Origin of the sequence: Hyphomonas sp. (assembly GCF_016125515.1) — a bacterium.
In the GTDB taxonomy this organism is placed as follows: domain Bacteria; phylum Pseudomonadota; class Alphaproteobacteria; order Caulobacterales; family Hyphomonadaceae; genus Hyphomonas.
On the sequence record NZ_WGLO01000017.1, the window covers coordinates 1 to 16,247 of the forward strand.

Genomic DNA, 16,247 nt, shown 5'->3' on the forward strand with positions numbered 1-16,247 from the left:
CAAGAATAGCTCGGCGCAGAAGCCGAAATCGAAAAAGGAGAAGGCATCGTCTTGACCCGCAAATGAAACTCGAAAGATAGTCTAAAGGCGGGTCAGTTCTCGATGGAAACCCCGGGTCAGTTCTCAGCAGAAATCAACAGCCCAGCGGAAGTATCAGCCAAGGGTTCGTCCGGCGAGATCAGGATGCGAACCGCCGACCCTTCGGGGTCGTCGAATTGACCCGTGCGAACCGCCCAGAAGAAGGCCACGAGGCCGGTAAGCCCCATGAGCAATGCGATCGGGATGAGCAAGACGAGTCCGGTCATGCGGCCACCTTTTCTTTGACGTTGAGGCGCAGGGCGTTGAGGCAGACGATGGTTGAGGAGGTGGACATGGCGATTGCGGCGACAAGTGGTGTAGCGTGGCCCAGCACGGCAATCGGAACGGCCACAAGATTGTAGGCTGCCGCAAAGCCGAAATTCTGCAGCATGGCGGAGCGTGCGCGCCGTGCGGTGCGGATCAACACGGGCAGCGATGCGAGGCCGTTCGAGTACACGGCGTCAGACGCGGACTGACTGATGTCCAGCGCGCCGCCTGGCGCTGCCGATGCATGTGACAGCGCCAACGCGCCGGCATCATTCAGACCATCACCCACCATCAGCACGCGCCGGCCCGCCGATTCGAGGGCGCGTAGCCGCTCGACCTTGGCCTGCGGAGACGCCGCTGCCGTCCAATGCTCGACGCCCAGCCGCCGCGCGGTCTCCTCGACTGCGCTGGTGTGGTCGCCCGAGACGATCTCGAAAGAAAGGCCCAGTCGCTGAAGCTGCACGATAGTCGCGTCTGCGCCGGGTTGGATATCGTCTTCAAAACGCAACTCGACGGGCAATTCGTTGCCACGCACGAAGAACAAGGAGGCGCCGGTGTGTCCCGAAGCGCGCGCTCCGGTCCATTCCGCGGAGCCGAGCCGGCACATGGTGCCGTCGATCTCCGCTTCGAGGCCGAGGCCTGGACGTTCTTGCACGTCGCGGGCAACCGGGCCGGGGCCTGCAAGGGCGGTCAGCGCGCGGGAGAGGGGATGACGGCTCGCGCGTGCAAGACGGGCGGCGTCAGCAAGAATGGCCGGATCGACGTTGGTGGATGAAAGGCGCGGTGTGCCGAGCGTGAGCGTTCCGGTCTTGTCGAACACAATATGGTCGCACGCCGCTATGCGCTCGAGCGCATCGCCAGAGCGCAGGAAAATACCGCTGCGGAACAGACGGCCGGCTGCGACGACCTGCACCACCGGGGCGGCCAGTGCGAGCGCGCAGGGGCAGGTGATGATCAGGGTCGAGACCGCGATCAGGATGGCTTCGCGCACGCCGGTTCCGGTGAGCCACCAGCCTAGGAACGTGAGCAGGGCCGCAGAATGAACAAAGGGCACATAGAACGTCACTGCCCGGTCGGCGATCCGGCGATAGGTCGACCGTTTCTGTTCGCCTGCATCAAGCATCCGGCCGATGTCGGACAGAAGGGAGTCGGCCGCCGCGGCGGTCGCGCGGCCGGTCAGCGTGTGGGTCAGGTTGATCGCGCCCGCGAGCATTTGTGAGCCCGGCGCCGCGCAGCGTGGCAGGCTTTCGCCGGAGACCAGGCTCTCATCGACTTCGGATGTTCCCTCTTCGATGACCATGTCCACAACAGCGCGCTCTCCCGGCGCCAGCAGGATACGGTCGCCGGGCCGCACATCTTCGGCGCGCGCTGGTATCGGCGTGCCGTTGGCGCCCAATCGTGTGACCGTGCGGTTCGACAGGGCGGCGAGATCGCGCGCTGCGGAATAGGCACGACGGCGCACGCGGGCATCCAGGAAACGTCCGATCAGCAGGAAGAACAGCAACATGCACGCCGCGTCGAAATAGGCGTGCTCGCCGCCCGAGATCGTTTCGGCGACGCTGACGCCGAACGCCAGGATCAGGGCGAGCGAGATCGGCACGTCCATGTTCGTACGGGCGTGTTTCAGCACGTTCCATGCGGAGCGGAAGAAGGGGCGGCCGGAGAAAAGGAGCGTCGGCAGGGCGATCAAGCCAGAGAGGGCATGGAGGCCTCGGCGAGTCGCCTCGCCCATCTCGCCATGACCGCCCCAAACCGAGACAGACAGAAGCATGATGTTGGCGGTGGCGAAACCGGCGACACCCATCGCCAGCAGCAGTGATTGTTCGTCCTTCCGGTTGGCGTCGTCGCCCTTGCCGGTGTCCAGCGGCGCGACACCGTAGCCGAGTGCGCTGACGGTTTCAGAGATACGCCGCGCGGCAAGATCGCCGCGCCAGCTGATGTCGAGCTGTCCAGAGGACAGGTTGAGGCGAACCGCGTCAACGCCCGGCAGCTTGGTCAGCGCCCCCTCGATCTTGGACATGCAGCCGCCGCATTTGGCGCCGCGCACAGACAGTGACAGGCGGTTCTGACCGCCAACCCGGCGGACGAACGGCGCCGGGTCCGTTACGTCTGATCCGCTGGGTGGGGCGAGGCCGCTCGGGCATCCCTCTGCGCTGAACGCTGCGTCGGTCATTGAATTTCGAGCTGCTTGCGGGCTTCGAACTCGAAGCCGTCCTTCTCGGGATCAATATCAGCCTCGACCCGCGCGGTCCATGTTCCGGCCTCCAGACCGGACAGGGCGCCAACATACTCACTGCCGCCTATTGCGGTCAGCTCGACCACCTGATCGAGGTTGCGGTCTGCCGGGTGGCGAAGCGTCACCGACACCGTTTCGGCGGCGAGCGGCGCATCCGCGCGGTTCAGCAGGCGGACCCGGAGCTCGGACGCCGCGCCGGCGGGCTCGACGCCGACCTCCGCGTGCCAGCCTTGTTCGGACTGGTAAGCCCGGCGGGCGAGTTCCTGATTGTAGTCAACACCGGCGAGATAGGACTTGTCCACGTCCTCGCCGGGGAAGGTGGTAATGGCGGTCCAAAGGAAGATGCCATTCACAACGAACATGAAGCCGAAGAAACCCCCAAACCACATCAGGGCGTGCCAGCCTTTCAGGGTGCCTTTGGGCGGCTTCGGGACGGCAGGGGATAAGGCGGTCATGGTCAGCGGTCTCCCATGGAGAAGGGGGCATCGGCCCGGGCGATTTCACCCGTCTGGGTGTCTTTGATCTCGACCGTGAGCGTGCCACGTCGCTCACTTTCGTTCTCCGGAACTGTGACGAGCAAGCGGTAGCGCCCAACGCCATAGGCTTGGGTCTCGATGTCGAGCGTACCGTTGGCCGGAGCCTCGCCGATGCCAACAATTTCAAATTCGGCATCATCCAGGCCAGACACAGACACGGTAACAGAAGACGGATCCGAATTCTTGTTGACGATCTTGAGCGTATAGCCGTTGCGGATGCGGCCATCCGACAACTGGATATAGGGCGGCGAGCGGTCCTTGAGCACGTTGAACTCATAGGTCGACTTGGACGCATAGGCCCAAAGCAGGAGCGATCCGATGAGCGCGATCAGGACGGCGTAGAGCACGGTCCGGGTGCGGAACAGGTGATAACGCGGCTTCTCGCCAGCGACGCGCAGGCTGACGGCCTTGTCGGTATCGTAGGCAATCAGACCGGTCGGTCGGCCGACCTTGCGCATCATGTCGTCGCACGCGTCGATGCAGAGCGCGCAGTGAATGCACTCCAGTTGCGCCCCATCGCGGATGTCGATTCCCATCGGGCAGACCTGGACGCACTGATTGCAGTCGATGCAGTCGCCGCGGCCTTCCCACGGTTCACCCTTGCGGTGAGGCCCGCGCGGTTCGCCGCGGTCGTAGCGGTAAGTGACGTTCAGCGCGTGTTCGTCGGTCAACGCGCCCTGGATGCGGGGCCAGGGGCAGAGATAGGTGCAGACCTGCTCGCGCATGGTTCCCGCCAGAGCATAGGTCGTGAAGGTCAACACGCCGGCGAAGAAATAAGCCGTGAGCGGGGACTCGCCCTTGAAGAAGGTGCGGGCGATGGTGGGCGCATCATGCCAGTAGAGGATGAAAGCGCCGCCCGTCAGGAAGGCGATGAGCAGCCAGACTGCATGCTTGCCAATCTTCCGCGAGGCCTTGTTGAAGGTCCATGAGCTCTTGTCGAGACGCATGCGCGCGGCGCGGTCGCCTTCGAAGGCGCGCTCGACCCAAATGTACAGGTCCGTCCATACCGTTTGCGGGCAAGTATAGCCGCACCAGACGCGCCCGAAGAGGGACGTGACCAGGAACAGGCCCAGCGCTCCCAGGATCAGCAACCCGCCCAGGAAGTAGATCTCCTGCGGCCAGATCTCAAGGAAGAAGAAGTAGAATTTTTCGCCCTCGAAATCGGCCAGCACGGCCTGATCCGGGATCCCGTCGCCGCGCGGCCAGCGCAGCCAGGGGATTGCGTAATAGACCGTCAGGGTCGCGGCCATCACCAGCCATTTGACCATCCGGAACTTGCCATGGGCCAGTTTCGGATAAATCTGGTGACGCTTCTCATACAGGGAAGGGTGACGCTCCGGACCCGGAGCGCCACCTTCTTTCGATGAGATCAAGGTGACTTTCGTCACTATTCGCCTCCACCAAGGGAGTGCACGTAGACGGCCAGCGACTTGATCGTTGCGTCATCCAGGCGGCCCTGCCAGGCCGGCATGTGTGCGTTCCTTGCGTTGAAGATGGTTTGCTGGATGTCGCGGGGTTCACCGCCGAACAGCCAGTCGCGGTCGGTCAGGTTGGGTGCGCCCAGGGCGCGGTTGCCCTTGGCGTCTGCGCCGTGACAGACGACGCATTGCTGCGCGAAGATCGGGGCGGCGCGGCTCACCGCTGCGGCGTCCGCCTCGCGGCCCGAGACGTTGAGAACATACTGCACCAGATCATCAATCTGGTTGCCGGTCAAAAGGCCATCCCGGCCGAAAGCCGGCATGGCGTTCATCCGGGTCAGCGGATCTTCGGTGTGACGGATGCCATGACGGAGCGTGGTCTCGATCCCGCCCAGTGTACCGTCCCAGAGCCAGACGTCGTCGGCCAGGACAGGATAGCCCTTGGCGCCGCGACCGCCCGCACCATGGCAGGTGGCGCAGTTGTCGCCGAAGGCGCTTTCGCCCATGGCCAGAGCGAATTGCTGCAGTTCCAGGTCGTTCTCAATCTGGGTGAGCGAAGCGCCGAGCAGTTTGGTCGAGGCGGCCTTGCGGTCGGCGTGCAGCTTGTCGATGTCCTGAGCGACGAGCGCGCGGTCGGAATGGTGGCGCAGGCCCGGCGTGTTGGTGCCACCCATGCCAGGAAGGGCGGGAATGGCGGGCATGAAGATCATGTAGATCACGGCCCAGACGATCGTGCTGTACAGCACGAACAGCCACCAGCGCGGAAGGGGCGTATTGAGTTCCTTGATTCCATCCCAGCTGTGGCCGGTGGTTTCAACGCCAGATACTTCATCGATGTCCGGTTTATGGTCAGTCATCGGACGGTGCCTTCTCAGTGAGGGGTTGGTGGGCGGCTTCCCGGAATGTCTCCCGGTTGCCGGGCCAGAGGGCGTAAGCCACTGCGACCGAGAACATCAGGACGAAGAGGCCAAGACCCCAGGTCTGTGCGAAGCTTGCGAGTGTTTCGTACATGGTGGGTTCCCTCAGCGCCTGTTGTTCAGGTCATCGGCTTCGTAGGTCGAGAAATCGACCAGCGTGCCCGTCATCTGAAGATACGCGATCAACGCATCCATCTCGGTAGGTTCGCCCGGGTTGCGGTCAAAGTCGGAGACTTTCACCGAACCTTGGCGGCCCGACGCGGCCTCATACCGCGCGACGAGCGCGTCTTCAGCGTCATAGTCGGCGCCGGGCGAGGCTTGGGCGACCAGGTCGGCCTTGGCGTTCGCGATCATGTCGTCCGTGTAAGGCACCCCCGCCATCCGAAGGGTCTTCAGATGGTCCTCGATGTCATCAAAGCGCAGCTTCTTCTTCTTGAGGAAGGCGTAGGGCGGCATGACCGAGTCCGGCACCACCGATTTCGGCTCTGTGAGGTGATCGACGTGCCATTCATCCGAGTACTTGCCTCCGACGCGGGCGAGGTCTGGCCCCGTCCGTTTGGAGCCCCATTGGAAGGGGTGGTCGTACATGCTCTCGGCGGCCAGAGAGTAATGGCCGTAGCGTTCCACTTCGTCCCGGAGCGGGCGCACCATCTGCGAGTGGCAGACATAGCAGCCCTCACGCATGTAGATGTTTCGGCCCTTCAGTTCGAGCGGCGTGTAGGGGCGCATCCCCTGGACTTTCTCGATCGTGTTGTCGAGATAGAAGAGGGGCGCAATTTCGACCAGGCCGCCGATCGCCACGACGACGAGGATACCGATGGTGAGGAGCAGCGAGTGACGCTCAAGCGTTTCGTGCCGTTTCATGAAAGCCATGTCAGTGCTCCTTATTCAGCAGGCTGAAGGGCAGGGTTAGGGGTGGAGGTCTCATCGGTCGCGGTGCTGCGCGCTTCACCATGACCCATCGCCGTGCGGATGAGGTTGTAAGCCATCAGCAGAGCGCCGGTCAGGTAGAGCAGGCCACCTCCGGCCCGGACCATGTACATGATGTGCTTGGCCTTGACGGTTTCGATGAAAGAGTACTCGAGGAAGCCGAACTCGTTGTAGGCGCGCCACATGAAGCCTTCCATGATGCCGGCCACGTACATCGCAACGATGTAGAAGAGGATGCCGAGCGTCGCGAGCCAGAAGTGCCATTCAACAAGCGACTTCGAGTAGAGCGCGGGGCGTTTCCAGAGCCACGGCACGAGGCAGTACAGCGCGCCGAAGCTGATGAAGCCGACCCAGCCCATCGAGCCGGAGTGGACGTGGGCGATGCCCCATTCGGTGTAGTGCGATAGCGAGTTGACCGCACGAACACTCATCAGGGGGCCTTCGAAGGTCGACATGCCGTAGAAGGCAAGTGCGACGATCATCATGCGGACGACCGGGTCGGTGCGCAGCTTGTCCCAAGCGCCCGAAAGGGTCATGACGCCGTTGATCATGCCGCCCCAGCTGGGCATCCACAGCATCACCGAGAATACCATGCCGAGCGTTTGAGCCCATTGCGGCAGGGCGGTGTAGTGCAGGTGGTGCGGGCCGGCCCAGATGTAGATGAAGATCAGCGACCAGAAGTGCACGATGGACAGCCGGTAGGAATAGACCGGGCGGTTCACGCGTTTCGGGATGAAGTAGTACATGATGGCCAGGAAGCCGGTGGTCAGGAAGAAGCCCACGGCGTTGTGGCCGTACCACCACTGCGTCAGTGCATCCTGCACGCCGGCGAACAGCTGATAGCTCTTGGAGCCGGTCAGCGAAACCGGAATGGCCAGGTTGTTGACGATGTGCAGCATCGCAATGGTGACGATGAAGGAGAGGTAGAACCAGTTGGCCACATAGATGTGGGGTTCCTTGCGTTTCCACAGCGTGCCGAGGAACACGAGGAGGTAGACGACCCAGACGATGGTCAGCCAGAGGTCAGCGTACCATTCCGGTTCGGCATATTCCTTCGATTGGGTCACGCCCAGAAGGTAGCCTGTGCCTGCGATGACGATGAACAGGTTGTAACCCCAGAAGACGAACCAGGGCCACAGACCGCCGGCAAGACGTGTGCGGCACGTGCGCTGGACGACATAGAAGCTGGTCGCAATGAGAACGTTGCCGCCGAACGCGAAGATCACGGCCGAGGTGTGCAGCGGACGCAGACGCCCGAAATTGGTCCATCCGAAGTCCGGGAAATAGAGCAGGTTCGGGAAGGTCAGCTGAAGCGCGATAATCAGCCCGACGAGGAACCCGGCGATGCCCCAGAACATGGCGGCGGCAACGCCGAACTTGACGATCGTATCTTCGTAGAAAGCTGGATCAAAAGGATCGCGCTTCTGGAGCGAGCCCGCCCAGAAGCCCGTGATCAGAAGGCCGGACACAGTCAGGAAAAAGAATATCCAGGCGTGTGCGGCCATCATGGGATCGGTAGCGTTCGCTGCGATCAGCAGCACGGCCAGAGAGACCGCGCCGACGAGTAGACTTACAGTGCCGACGCTGAAGCCCCAGCCCGTTCGTTGGTTTGCAGTAGTATGTGCGCTCATGGATCAGCCCTTCGCGAGTCGTGTTGGCGACATTGATCGCTAACTGCCGTAGGGGGGGCGAGCCCTGTATAGGGGGATGTACCTATGGGCTGGCCTGTCGCACCCGCACTATTCCTGCGGCGAACTTCCAAGGAGCGCAGTCATGTGGAAATGGATGATATCGGGCTTGGCCTTGCTTGTTGCCGGGAGTGTGCGGTTTGCATTCCATCTGAACCGGACGCCGACACTTGAGGACTATCTGGCATTTCGCTGCGGCGGGCAGACTGCTGGATCAAGCGGCGCGTTCCATATCGATGCGCTGGCCTCAGCAGGTCACTGTTGGGGCTGCTATGCCATGGCAATCGGTGCGGCGATGATTGTGGTTGCGGCGGCGCAGATGGCCGGCCGTCACGTATCTGACGCGGCCTTGCGCCGCTGAGATTGTCCGGGCAGTGAAGAACGCGCCGGAGGTGCCGCTCGAAATGGACAAGACATCGCTTGAAAAGCTGGATGCATCCGCACTCCAGCTTCATTTTGAGTCGATTCTTGATTCTGTGCCCGATGCGATGGTCGTGACCGACGAGGAAGGGACGATCCTGGCTTTCAGCCGGGCGGCCGAAAAACTCTTCGGCTACCTCGCCGCTGATATGACGGGCCAGCCGGTTGCGCGCCTGATGACAGGCCGAGACCGGACAAATCACGATACGTACATCAAGACCTACCTTCAGACGGGCGAACGCCAGATCATCGGCAAAGGCCGCGTGGTCATTGCGGCGCGGGCGGATGGGGCGAATTTTCCCATCGACCTGAAAATCGGCGAAGCGCGGATTGGAGATCGCCACCTCTTCACCGCCTTTATCCGGGATCTCACTGAACAGCAGAGCGCTGAATTGCGGATGCAGGAAATGCAGTCGGAGCTGGTGCATTTCTCGCGGCTCAGCGCCGTCGGCACCATGGCATCGGCCCTGGCGCACGAACTTAACCAGCCGCTGACGGCGGTCGCGAACTATCTCGAAGCGAGCCGGGACCTGATCGATTCGCCTGATCCCGACATGAAGGAAATCCTGCGCGAAGCTTTGTCCGAAGCGGCCGTGCAGGCCGTGCGTGCCGGCGAAATCGTTCGAAAGCTGCGCTCCTACGTTTCTCGCGGAGAGGTCGATGCGCATCCGGTGTCGCTCGCGCCGATTCTTGCGGACGCAATTGCGCTGTCCAAGATCTCCCGCGACCGTGCCGACATGCCGGTCAAAGTCGAGATCGCGAAGGGAATTGACCGGGTGCTGGCGGATCCGATCCAGATCCAGCAGGTCGTCATCAACCTCATCCGCAATGCCATGGACGCCCTCGCCGACCAGCCGGACGGCGCCATCCAGCTGCGGGCCTTCCTGGCGGACGAGCCGGGCTTTGTCGCGATCGAGGTCTGCGACAATGGGCCCGGCCTGCCACCGGAAATGAAGCAGACCGTGTTCAAGCCGTTCGCGACGACCAAATCACAGGGCATGGGCCTTGGGTTGTCGATCTGTCAGACCATCGTTGAAGCCCATGGCGGAACCATCCGCGTGGTTTCGCCGCCCCGGGGCGGGTCGTGTTTTCGGTTCACGCTTCGGCAGGAATTGGATAATACGGATTGATGAACGACGCACGTTTGGTCCACTTAGTAGACGACGACGAGGCTATCCGGCATTCGGCAAGCTTCATGCTGCGCCATGCGGGCTTTCGCGTGAAGACCTATACCGACGGGGTCGCTTTCCTCGAAGCCGTCGGGGAGGCCGAGCGTGGCTGCATCCTGCTGGACGTGCAGATGCCCGGCATGGACGGTCTTGAGGTGCAGGAAGTCCTGAACCAACGCGGCGTGGCGATGCCGGTCATCGTGCTGACCGGGCATGGCGATGTGGCGGTGGCTGTCCGTGCGATGAAAGCCGGCGCGACCGATTTCGTCGAAAAACCTTATGCCAAACAGACCCTTGTGGATGCTCTGACCCGCGCGTTCGAACGCATGGAGGCGCGCCGCAAGGAAGAGGTCCTCGCCGAGGAAGCGCGCGGACTGATTGAGCGGCTCACGGCACGCGAGCGCGATGTGCTGCTGGGGCTCGTGGAAGGGCATACCAACAAGGTGATTGCCGAATCGCTGGATATCTCGCCGCGCACGGTCGAGATCCACCGCGCAAACCTGATGGAAAAGATGGACGCCGCGAACCTGTCCACCGTGCTGCGCATCGCATTTGCAGCAGGTTACGGTCTTTCGGCAACGCCCTAGGAACTCTACCTAGAGATTCGATGGGGCAAATCGCCCTAGATGGCGCATCGATGTAAATTCGGCGCATCCATATGGCTTTACCTGCTTCTGTTGAACCCATTCGTCGTGTTGCCGTCGTTGACGACAGCGAGGCCGTGCGTCTGTCGCTGCGGCTATTGCTTGGGCGGCGCGGATTTCTGGTCGATACCTATGCCAGTGCGTCGGACCTGTTCGCGGGTATGGTGGACGTCGACTATGATTGCTTCGTGATCGACTTCAAACTGGACGATCTCGATGGCTTCGGAGTGCTCGCGCAGATCAGAGGCAGCGGCTACGAGTCGCCGGCCATCCTGATTTCGGGTTGGGATTCGGGCACGCTCGACGCAAGGTCGCTGAAAGCCGGGTTCGTGGCTTTCGTGCGCAAGCCGATGCTGGAGACCTCCCTCGCCGACGTGCTGGACAGAATCCTCGGCTGACATCCCTGCTCAGTGAAAATCCCGGCTCTTGGGAATGACGCGCACATTGCGGGGATGACGGGCGCCGTCGCGTCTGGCACCCGGCGCCGTGCGCTCGCCGACCGGATGCGCCACCTCATCGGACCGCGCCAACACGCCCTTCATGGCATCGCGTATCGAGTCTTCTGACAATAGCTGCAGGTCGTCCGTACAGTCGGTCAGCTGTTCGGCGACGATATGGGTCACATTGTCGGCCGTCTGGACCCTCCCTTTGACGTGCAGGATGCGCGCACCCATGACGACGGGGCGGAAACGCTCCATCACCCGCGGCCAGACGACGAGGTTTGCAATCCCGGTTTCGTCCTCAAGGGTTATGAATACAACACCGCTGGCCGACCCGGGCCGCTGGCGCACCAGTACCAACCCCGCTGTCTCCACGCGCCTTCCACTGGGCAGGGCCACCGCCTCCGCGGTGGGAAGGATCCGGCGTGCCCCGTATCCCTCACGGAGAAAGCTCATCGGGTGGCCCTTCAGGGACAGGCGCGCGGTCTGGTAATCCTGGATCACCTGTTCTGAAGGTGGCATCAGCGGCAGCCGCGTTCCGGCTTCCTCGCCCTGTTCGGAAACGCCGGTGGCCGCAAACAAGGGCAGGGACTGGTGCACCACTTCGCCGCGCACCTGCCACAGCGCCTCGCGGCGCGACAGGCCCATGGATCCGAAGGCATCGGCCGTGGCCAGACGCTCCAGCGGTGCGCGGTGGAGGCCAGTGCGCTGACGCAGGTCTTCCGTCGAGGTGTAGCCCGGCCCCCGGGCCGCCATCAGTGTTTCCATCTCGCTCTCGCGCAGACCGTCCAGCTGGCGGAATCCAAGCCGCACCGCGCAGAGACCATCGCCCTTGTCCACCGGCTCCAGCGTATTGTCCCAGTCGGAGTAGTTCACATCGACCGGGCGAACCTCCACCCCATGCTCACATGCGTCGCGCACGATCTGCGCCGGCGCATAAAACCCCATGGGCTGGCTGTTCAGCAGCGCGGCGCAAAACACATCCGGATGGTGGCACTTCAGCCATGAGGAAACATAGACCAGCAGAGCAAACGAAGCGGCATGGCTTTCCGGAAAGCCATACTCGCCGAAGCCTTTCACCTGATCGAAGCACCGCTTGGCGAATAGCGGATCATATCCGCGTGCCATCATCCGCGAGACCATCATCTCCTCATAGTTCTGGATCGTGCCGACCCTCCGGAACGTCGCCATCGCCCGGCGCAGTCCGTTGGCTTCTTCCGGCGTGAACTTGGCGGCGTCGATCGAGATCTGCATGGCCTGCTCCTGGAACAGCGGCACGCCCAGCGTGCGCTGCAGGATGCGCGAAAGCTCATCGGCTGGGCCATGGATCGGCGAGGGGCTGGGGAAGTTGACCGGCTCCAGCTTCTTCCGGCGGCGGAGATAAGGGTGCACCATGTCGCCCTGGATCGGCCCGGGGCGCACGATGGCGACTTCGATCACGAGGTCATAAAAGGTGCGCGGCCTGAGGCGCGGTAGCATGTTCATCTGCGCCCGGCTCTCCACCTGGAACACACCCAGGCTGTCGCCTTCGCACAGCATGTCATAGGTGGCGGTGTCATCCGGCGGGATGGTGGCGAGGTCAAAGCGAAGGCCCTTGTGCAGTTCGAGAAAATCGAAAGCCTTCCGGATACAGGTCAGCATGCCGAGTGCCAGGACATCGACCTTCAGGATGCCCAACGCGTTGATATCGTCCTTGTCCCACTCGATGAAGGTGCGCGCCTCCATCGCCGCATTGCCGATAGGCACGGTCTCGATCAGCGGGCCGCGCGTCAGTACGAAACCGCCGACATGCTGCGACAGATGGCGGGGAAAGCCGATCAGCTGCTGTGTCAGCTGGATGGCACGCCGGATCAGCATATTGGCCGGATCCAGGCCCGCGCCCGCGATCTGCGCCGCCGAGATGCCGCTACCCCAGCTTCCCCAGACCGAACCTGCCAGTGCGCCTGAAATGTCCTCGCTGAGCCCCAGCGCCTTGCACACCTCGCGCACGGCGGAACGTGGGCGGTAACAGATGACCGTTGCCGTCAGCGCCGCGCGGTGGCGCCCATACCGTTCGTACACATACTGGATGACTTCCTCGCGCCGCTCATGCTCGAAATCGACATCGATGTCTGGCGGTTCCTTGCGCTCGCGCGAAAGGAAACGTTCGAACAGCAGGCTCGTCTCCGCCGGGTCGACACTGGTGACCCCGAGACAGAAACAGACTGCCGAATTCGCCGCAGAGCCGCGCCCCTGGCAGAGGATGCGCTGAGCCCGTGCCCACGCGACTATGTCATGCACTGTCAGGAAGTAGGGCGCGTAGGAGAGCTCCTCGATCAGCTGAAGTTCCTTGCGTACCTGGATCGCGACACTCTCGGGAATACCCTGGGGATAGCGCCAGCGCGCGCCTTTCCAAGTGAGGGATTCAAGATGCAGCTGCGGGGTGGTGCCGGGCGGCACAGGCTCGTCCGGATATTCATAGGCAAGCTCATCGAGACTGAACTTGCACCGTTCGGCAATCTCCAGCGTCCGCGCCAACGCCGGCTCAAACCCCTTGAACAGGCGCGCCATCTCCTTCGCGTCCTTGAGGTGGCGCTCGGCATTTGCCTCAAGCCGGAAGCCAGCCGTGTCGATGGCGCAATGCTCGCGGATACAGGTCAGCACATCCTGCAGCGGGCGGCGCTCCGGCTGATGATAGAGCACGTCATTGACAGCGATCAGCGGCGCGCCGTGCCGCGCGGCCAACTCGGCCAGTCGCGCAAGGCGCTCACGGTTGCGTCCGGCATAACTGTAGCGTGCGGCCAGATAAGTCCGCCCCGCCGCCGCCTCGGCGATGTGCGATAGTTGCGCCTCGAAAGCGGCCTCCGGCCGGTCCGGCGGCAGTACGATGAGGATCATCCCCTCGGCCGCGCGGAGGATGTCCCCCAGTTCCAGATGGCACGCGCCTTTCTCCGCCTTCAACTTGCCCTCCGACAGGAGGCGCGACAGGCGGCCATAAGCGGCGCGGTCCATCGGGTAGGCGAGCAGTTCCGGCCCATCTACCGGCACCAGCCGCGCGCCGACCAGCAGCTTCAGCCCAACCTCCTTTGCGGCGAGGTGCGCGCGCACAACGCCTGCCAGCGTGTTGCGGTCCGCCACGCCGATCGCCTGCAGTCCAAGCCCGGCGGCGTGTTTCACCAGTTCCTCCGGATGGCTTGCGCCTCGCAGGAAGGAGAAGTTCGTCGTCACGGCGAGTTCTGCATACCCGTTCATCCGAACAGTCCCTGTACGAACCATTCCGGCATTTGCCCGCGCCCGTCATCATAGAGGCCTTCGCGGAATACCCAGTAGCGCCGGCCTTCCGCATCCTCGATCCGGTAATAGTCCCGCGTGCGGGGCAGTGGGGCGGGTTTCGCGTCCGTATCGGGCAGGTGCGTCCACCATTCCGGCGAAATCCGCTCCGGTCCGTCCGAACGCACGACCCGCCGCATCACACGCCGCCAGATGAAGCTGAGAGGCGGTCCGTCCGGCACCTGTGCGATCACGTCCACGCGCTCCGGCCAGTCCAGCATGCGCACCGGGCGCGGTGCCTCACCGGCCGGCATTGCGGGTGCAGCTGGGGCCAGTTCACCCGTAAAGGGCATGCGCCGCTCGGCTTTGTCAGGGGCGTACCGGGCCTCACAGCGGATCAGGCTCACGGTCCCGTCGCCCAGTCTCGCATTGATCCGGTCTGCCAGCGCCGACAGCGCAATCTCATCCATTGCCGAGCCGGCGAGGTCGCCCGAAAGGGGCCGGCTGCCCACGTCCATCGGCCCCGTCCGCCGGGCCTCCAGCAGCAGCAGGTCGACACCGAAACCCGGATTGATCGTTCCGATCTTTTCCCGGAACAGCCGCAGGATATGCTCCGGCGTACGCACAGGCCGCGCGGCCTGGGCGGAAGCCTCGGAGACCTGCCCATCCGAATGGAACGCGCTGAACACGAAATGCCGCGCGCCGACGCCCTTGTCCGACAGGTCTGCGCAGAGCGCCTGTGTCAGTTGCTGCAAGCCTGCCTCAAGGCCAGCGCCTTGTGTGAGCGGTTCGGGGCAGGGCTGGCGCGCTTGATATTCCGGCGGCGGACAAAGCGGCACCATCGGCTCAGCCCGCAGGCCCAGGGCCTGGTCGAGCCTCAGGCAGACCGCATCCGCCGCGCGCCGCGACTGGAACCGCCGGGCCAGTGCCTTCCGGTCGATCCCGTAGAGCTGGCCGATCCGCGTGAGGCCGAACCGGCGCAGCAGTGTGGCCGCCTCCGGCGACAGGCGCAGCGCCTGTGTGGGCAGGTCTTCCAGCCCCGCGCGCTCGGCTCCCGGCGGCAGGATCTGCGGCGCCCCCTCTGCGGCCGCGTAGCGGGCCAGCGCCTGCGCCGCACCAGGCGTACTGGCCAGCGCGATCCGGTGGCCATAGCCCGTCCGGGTCAGGCGCTCTGCCAGCCGCGCGGCCATCGCCGTCTCGCCGCCGAACAGGTGATCGCAGCCGGTTGTCTCCAGCAATACCCCATCGAGCCCGTCGACAGCGACGATCGGGGAGAAGCCGGTCATCCACCGGGCCAGCACGCTCAGCGCGCGGGCGTCCTCCTCGCGGTCGATCTCCTCGGCGATCAGGTTCGGCAGGCAGACTCGCGCATCGCTGAAGCGCATGCCCGCATGGATGCCTGCCGCGCCTGCCGACGTGTTCGCGGCAGCCACCGTCAGCCCATGGGCGAGCTTCTCATGCAGGACAAAAGGCGGCGGTTTAGCTGGCCTTGCGGCGGGCAATGGCTTCCCGCGCCACCGGACACGGCGCAGCCGGTCCAGCGGCCAGTCCGGAAACCACACCGAGAGATAGCGTTTCATCATTCCACTCGAGATCAAAGACGGTGCCGGCCGCGTTCGGCGCTGTGCGGCAACGTTCCAGAACGGCCCGCCAGCGGGGGTGTCCGGGGGCGTGCGGGTCGTACCGGTTCGGGGCAGAGGGGCGGGGGCTGATCCGCCAGCGCGTGGCAGCGGCTGTTGCGCCTTCGCAGGTCGGCGGCATCAGTAGCACGACCGGTACTCCATGACGCCCGGAGGCCAACGTCAGGCGCCGCGTTGCCGTGAAGTCTGCGGCCTCGATCTCGGCCACGACAAGGCTCACCGCTCCGGAGACCACCGCCTCCTCAACGGCCCACAGCGCATCCGGCAGCGTCCGCGCGGTCAGGCTGAGGCGAGGGGGCGGCGCGCCGCCGGTCACCTGGCGCAGCGCGGCCTCCGGCACCAGTCCAAGGTCGCCGGCGAATTTCGTCTGGGTGATCCACAGCCAGGCGCCTGCCTGCGCTGGCCGGGCCGCCGTCAGAACGAAGCCGGTCATCGCGGCCCGGTCGCCATAGGCGGCCTCCGCCACCTCATGCAGGCCGCGCGTGCCCAGCCCGAAGGGAAAGCCCACCGCCGCTACCGGCGGGGCCGAAACGGCCCTCAACAGACCCTTCGACTTGAGTGTGGCAATGTCCATATGTTCTTATTTTGTTCTTTTGGGTTTGAGTCAATCCCTTG

At 63.8% G+C, this 16,247-nt stretch carries 15 protein-coding genes; 4 read left to right on the forward strand and 11 right to left on the reverse strand.

What is annotated here, in order from left to right:
- Positions 1-116: 116 nt before the first annotated feature.
- Genes ccoS through ccoN form a run of 8 tightly spaced genes read right to left on the reverse strand, consistent with a single transcriptional unit; the run spans position 117 to position 8,013 of the window.
- Positions 117-305 (reverse strand): cbb3-type cytochrome oxidase assembly protein CcoS, encoded by a 189-nt coding sequence (gene ccoS / locus GC148_RS12815; RefSeq protein ID WP_291071245.1) that lies wholly within the window; start codon positions 303-305, stop codon positions 117-119.
- Positions 302-2,518: a heavy metal translocating P-type ATPase gene (locus GC148_RS12820; protein WP_291071247.1), complete on the reverse strand. Its 2,217-nt coding sequence runs from the start codon at positions 2,516-2,518 to the stop codon at positions 302-304. The genes ccoS and GC148_RS12820 overlap by 4 nt, the downstream gene beginning before the upstream one ends.
- Positions 2,515-3,036 (reverse strand): FixH family protein, encoded by a 522-nt coding sequence (locus GC148_RS12825; protein WP_291071249.1) that lies wholly within the window; start codon positions 3,034-3,036, stop codon positions 2,515-2,517. Before GC148_RS12825 ends, GC148_RS12820 begins: the two co-directional genes overlap by 4 nt.
- Before the next feature lie 2 nt (positions 3,037-3,038).
- Entirely contained in the window at positions 3,039-4,505 is a 1,467-nt protein-coding gene (gene ccoG / locus GC148_RS12830; RefSeq protein WP_291071250.1) for a cytochrome c oxidase accessory protein CcoG, read from the reverse strand.
- Complete coding sequence (ccoP, locus tag GC148_RS12835) at positions 4,505-5,392, reverse strand: cytochrome-c oxidase, cbb3-type subunit III (protein ID WP_291071252.1); 888 nt, start codon at positions 5,390-5,392, stop codon at positions 4,505-4,507. Before ccoP ends, ccoG begins: the two co-directional genes overlap by 1 nt.
- Complete coding sequence (locus tag GC148_RS12840) at positions 5,385-5,546, reverse strand: cbb3-type cytochrome c oxidase subunit 3 (protein ID WP_291071254.1); 162 nt, start codon at positions 5,544-5,546, stop codon at positions 5,385-5,387. The genes ccoP and GC148_RS12840 overlap by 8 nt, the downstream gene beginning before the upstream one ends.
- 11 nt (positions 5,547-5,557) lie before the next feature.
- Complete coding sequence (ccoO, locus tag GC148_RS12845) at positions 5,558-6,325, reverse strand: cytochrome-c oxidase, cbb3-type subunit II (protein ID WP_291071255.1); 768 nt, start codon at positions 6,323-6,325, stop codon at positions 5,558-5,560.
- An 11-nt stretch (positions 6,326-6,336) separates the two neighbouring features.
- Positions 6,337-8,013, reverse strand: coding sequence for a cytochrome-c oxidase, cbb3-type subunit I (gene ccoN, locus GC148_RS12850; protein ID WP_291071257.1), 1,677 nt, complete (start codon positions 8,011-8,013; stop codon positions 6,337-6,339).
- Between the two features lie 142 nt (positions 8,014-8,155).
- Here ccoN and GC148_RS12855 point away from each other — a divergent pair, with 142 nt between their 5' ends.
- From GC148_RS12855 to GC148_RS12870, 4 genes are all read left to right on the forward strand, one after another.
- Positions 8,156-8,431, forward strand: coding sequence for a hypothetical protein (locus GC148_RS12855; protein WP_291071259.1), 276 nt, complete (start codon positions 8,156-8,158; stop codon positions 8,429-8,431).
- Positions 8,432-8,474: 43 nt separating this feature from the next.
- Positions 8,475-9,620, forward strand: a complete 1,146-nt coding sequence (locus GC148_RS12860) for a PAS domain-containing sensor histidine kinase (RefSeq protein ID WP_291071261.1) — start codon at positions 8,475-8,477, stop codon at positions 9,618-9,620.
- The gene (locus GC148_RS12865; RefSeq protein WP_291071263.1) at positions 9,620-10,246 is read left to right on the forward strand and encodes a response regulator; all 627 of its coding nucleotides are present in this window, start codon (positions 9,620-9,622) and stop codon (positions 10,244-10,246) included. Before GC148_RS12860 ends, GC148_RS12865 begins: the two co-directional genes overlap by 1 nt.
- A 71-nt stretch (positions 10,247-10,317) precedes the next feature.
- Entirely contained in the window at positions 10,318-10,701 is a 384-nt protein-coding gene (locus GC148_RS12870; protein WP_291071265.1) for a response regulator, read from the forward strand.
- Between the two features lie 9 nt (positions 10,702-10,710).
- On the opposite strand, the gene GC148_RS12875 is transcribed toward GC148_RS12870, so the two are convergent.
- Genes GC148_RS12875 through GC148_RS12885 form a run of 3 tightly spaced genes read right to left on the reverse strand, consistent with a single transcriptional unit; the run spans position 10,711 to position 16,206 of the window.
- Complete coding sequence (locus GC148_RS12875) at positions 10,711-13,974, reverse strand: error-prone DNA polymerase (protein WP_291071268.1); 3,264 nt, start codon at positions 13,972-13,974, stop codon at positions 10,711-10,713.
- Complete coding sequence (locus tag GC148_RS12880) at positions 13,971-15,572, reverse strand: DNA polymerase Y family protein (protein WP_291071270.1); 1,602 nt, start codon at positions 15,570-15,572, stop codon at positions 13,971-13,973. Before GC148_RS12880 ends, GC148_RS12875 begins: the two co-directional genes overlap by 4 nt.
- Positions 15,472-16,206, reverse strand: a complete 735-nt coding sequence (locus tag GC148_RS12885; protein WP_291071272.1) for a hypothetical protein — start codon at positions 16,204-16,206, stop codon at positions 15,472-15,474. The genes GC148_RS12880 and GC148_RS12885 overlap by 101 nt, the downstream gene beginning before the upstream one ends.
- Between the last annotated feature and the right edge of the window lie 41 nt (positions 16,207-16,247).

Excerpts from the sequence above, each read along its gene's own strand:
- ccoS (WP_291071245.1), bottom strand. The coding sequence starts at position 305 with ATGACCGGACTCGTCTTGCTCATCCCGATCGCATTGCTCATGGGGCTT.
- GC148_RS12820 (WP_291071247.1), bottom strand. The coding sequence starts at position 2,518 with ATGACCGACGCAGCGTTCAGCGCAGAGGGATGCCCGAGCGGCCTCGCC.
- GC148_RS12825 (WP_291071249.1), bottom strand. The coding sequence starts at position 3,036 with ATGACCGCCTTATCCCCTGCCGTCCCGAAGCCGCCCAAAGGCACCCTG.
- ccoP (WP_291071252.1), bottom strand. The coding sequence starts at position 5,392 with ATGACTGACCATAAACCGGACATCGATGAAGTATCTGGCGTTGAAACC.
- GC148_RS12840 (WP_291071254.1), bottom strand. The coding sequence starts at position 5,546 with ATGTACGAAACACTCGCAAGCTTCGCACAGACCTGGGGTCTTGGCCTC.
- ccoO (WP_291071255.1), bottom strand. The coding sequence starts at position 6,325 with ATGGCTTTCATGAAACGGCACGAAACGCTTGAGCGTCACTCGCTGCTC.
- ccoN (WP_291071257.1), bottom strand. The coding sequence starts at position 8,013 with ATGAGCGCACATACTACTGCAAACCAACGAACGGGCTGGGGCTTCAGC.
- GC148_RS12855 (WP_291071259.1), top strand. The coding sequence starts at position 8,156 with ATGTGGAAATGGATGATATCGGGCTTGGCCTTGCTTGTTGCCGGGAGT.
- GC148_RS12860 (WP_291071261.1), top strand. The coding sequence starts at position 8,475 with ATGGACAAGACATCGCTTGAAAAGCTGGATGCATCCGCACTCCAGCTT.
- GC148_RS12865 (WP_291071263.1), top strand. The coding sequence starts at position 9,620 with ATGAACGACGCACGTTTGGTCCACTTAGTAGACGACGACGAGGCTATC.
- GC148_RS12870 (WP_291071265.1), top strand. The coding sequence starts at position 10,318 with ATGGCTTTACCTGCTTCTGTTGAACCCATTCGTCGTGTTGCCGTCGTT.
- GC148_RS12875 (WP_291071268.1), bottom strand. The coding sequence starts at position 13,974 with ATGAACGGGTATGCAGAACTCGCCGTGACGACGAACTTCTCCTTCCTG.
- GC148_RS12880 (WP_291071270.1), bottom strand. The coding sequence starts at position 15,572 with ATGAAACGCTATCTCTCGGTGTGGTTTCCGGACTGGCCGCTGGACCGG.
- GC148_RS12885 (WP_291071272.1), bottom strand. The coding sequence starts at position 16,206 with ATGGACATTGCCACACTCAAGTCGAAGGGTCTGTTGAGGGCCGTTTCG.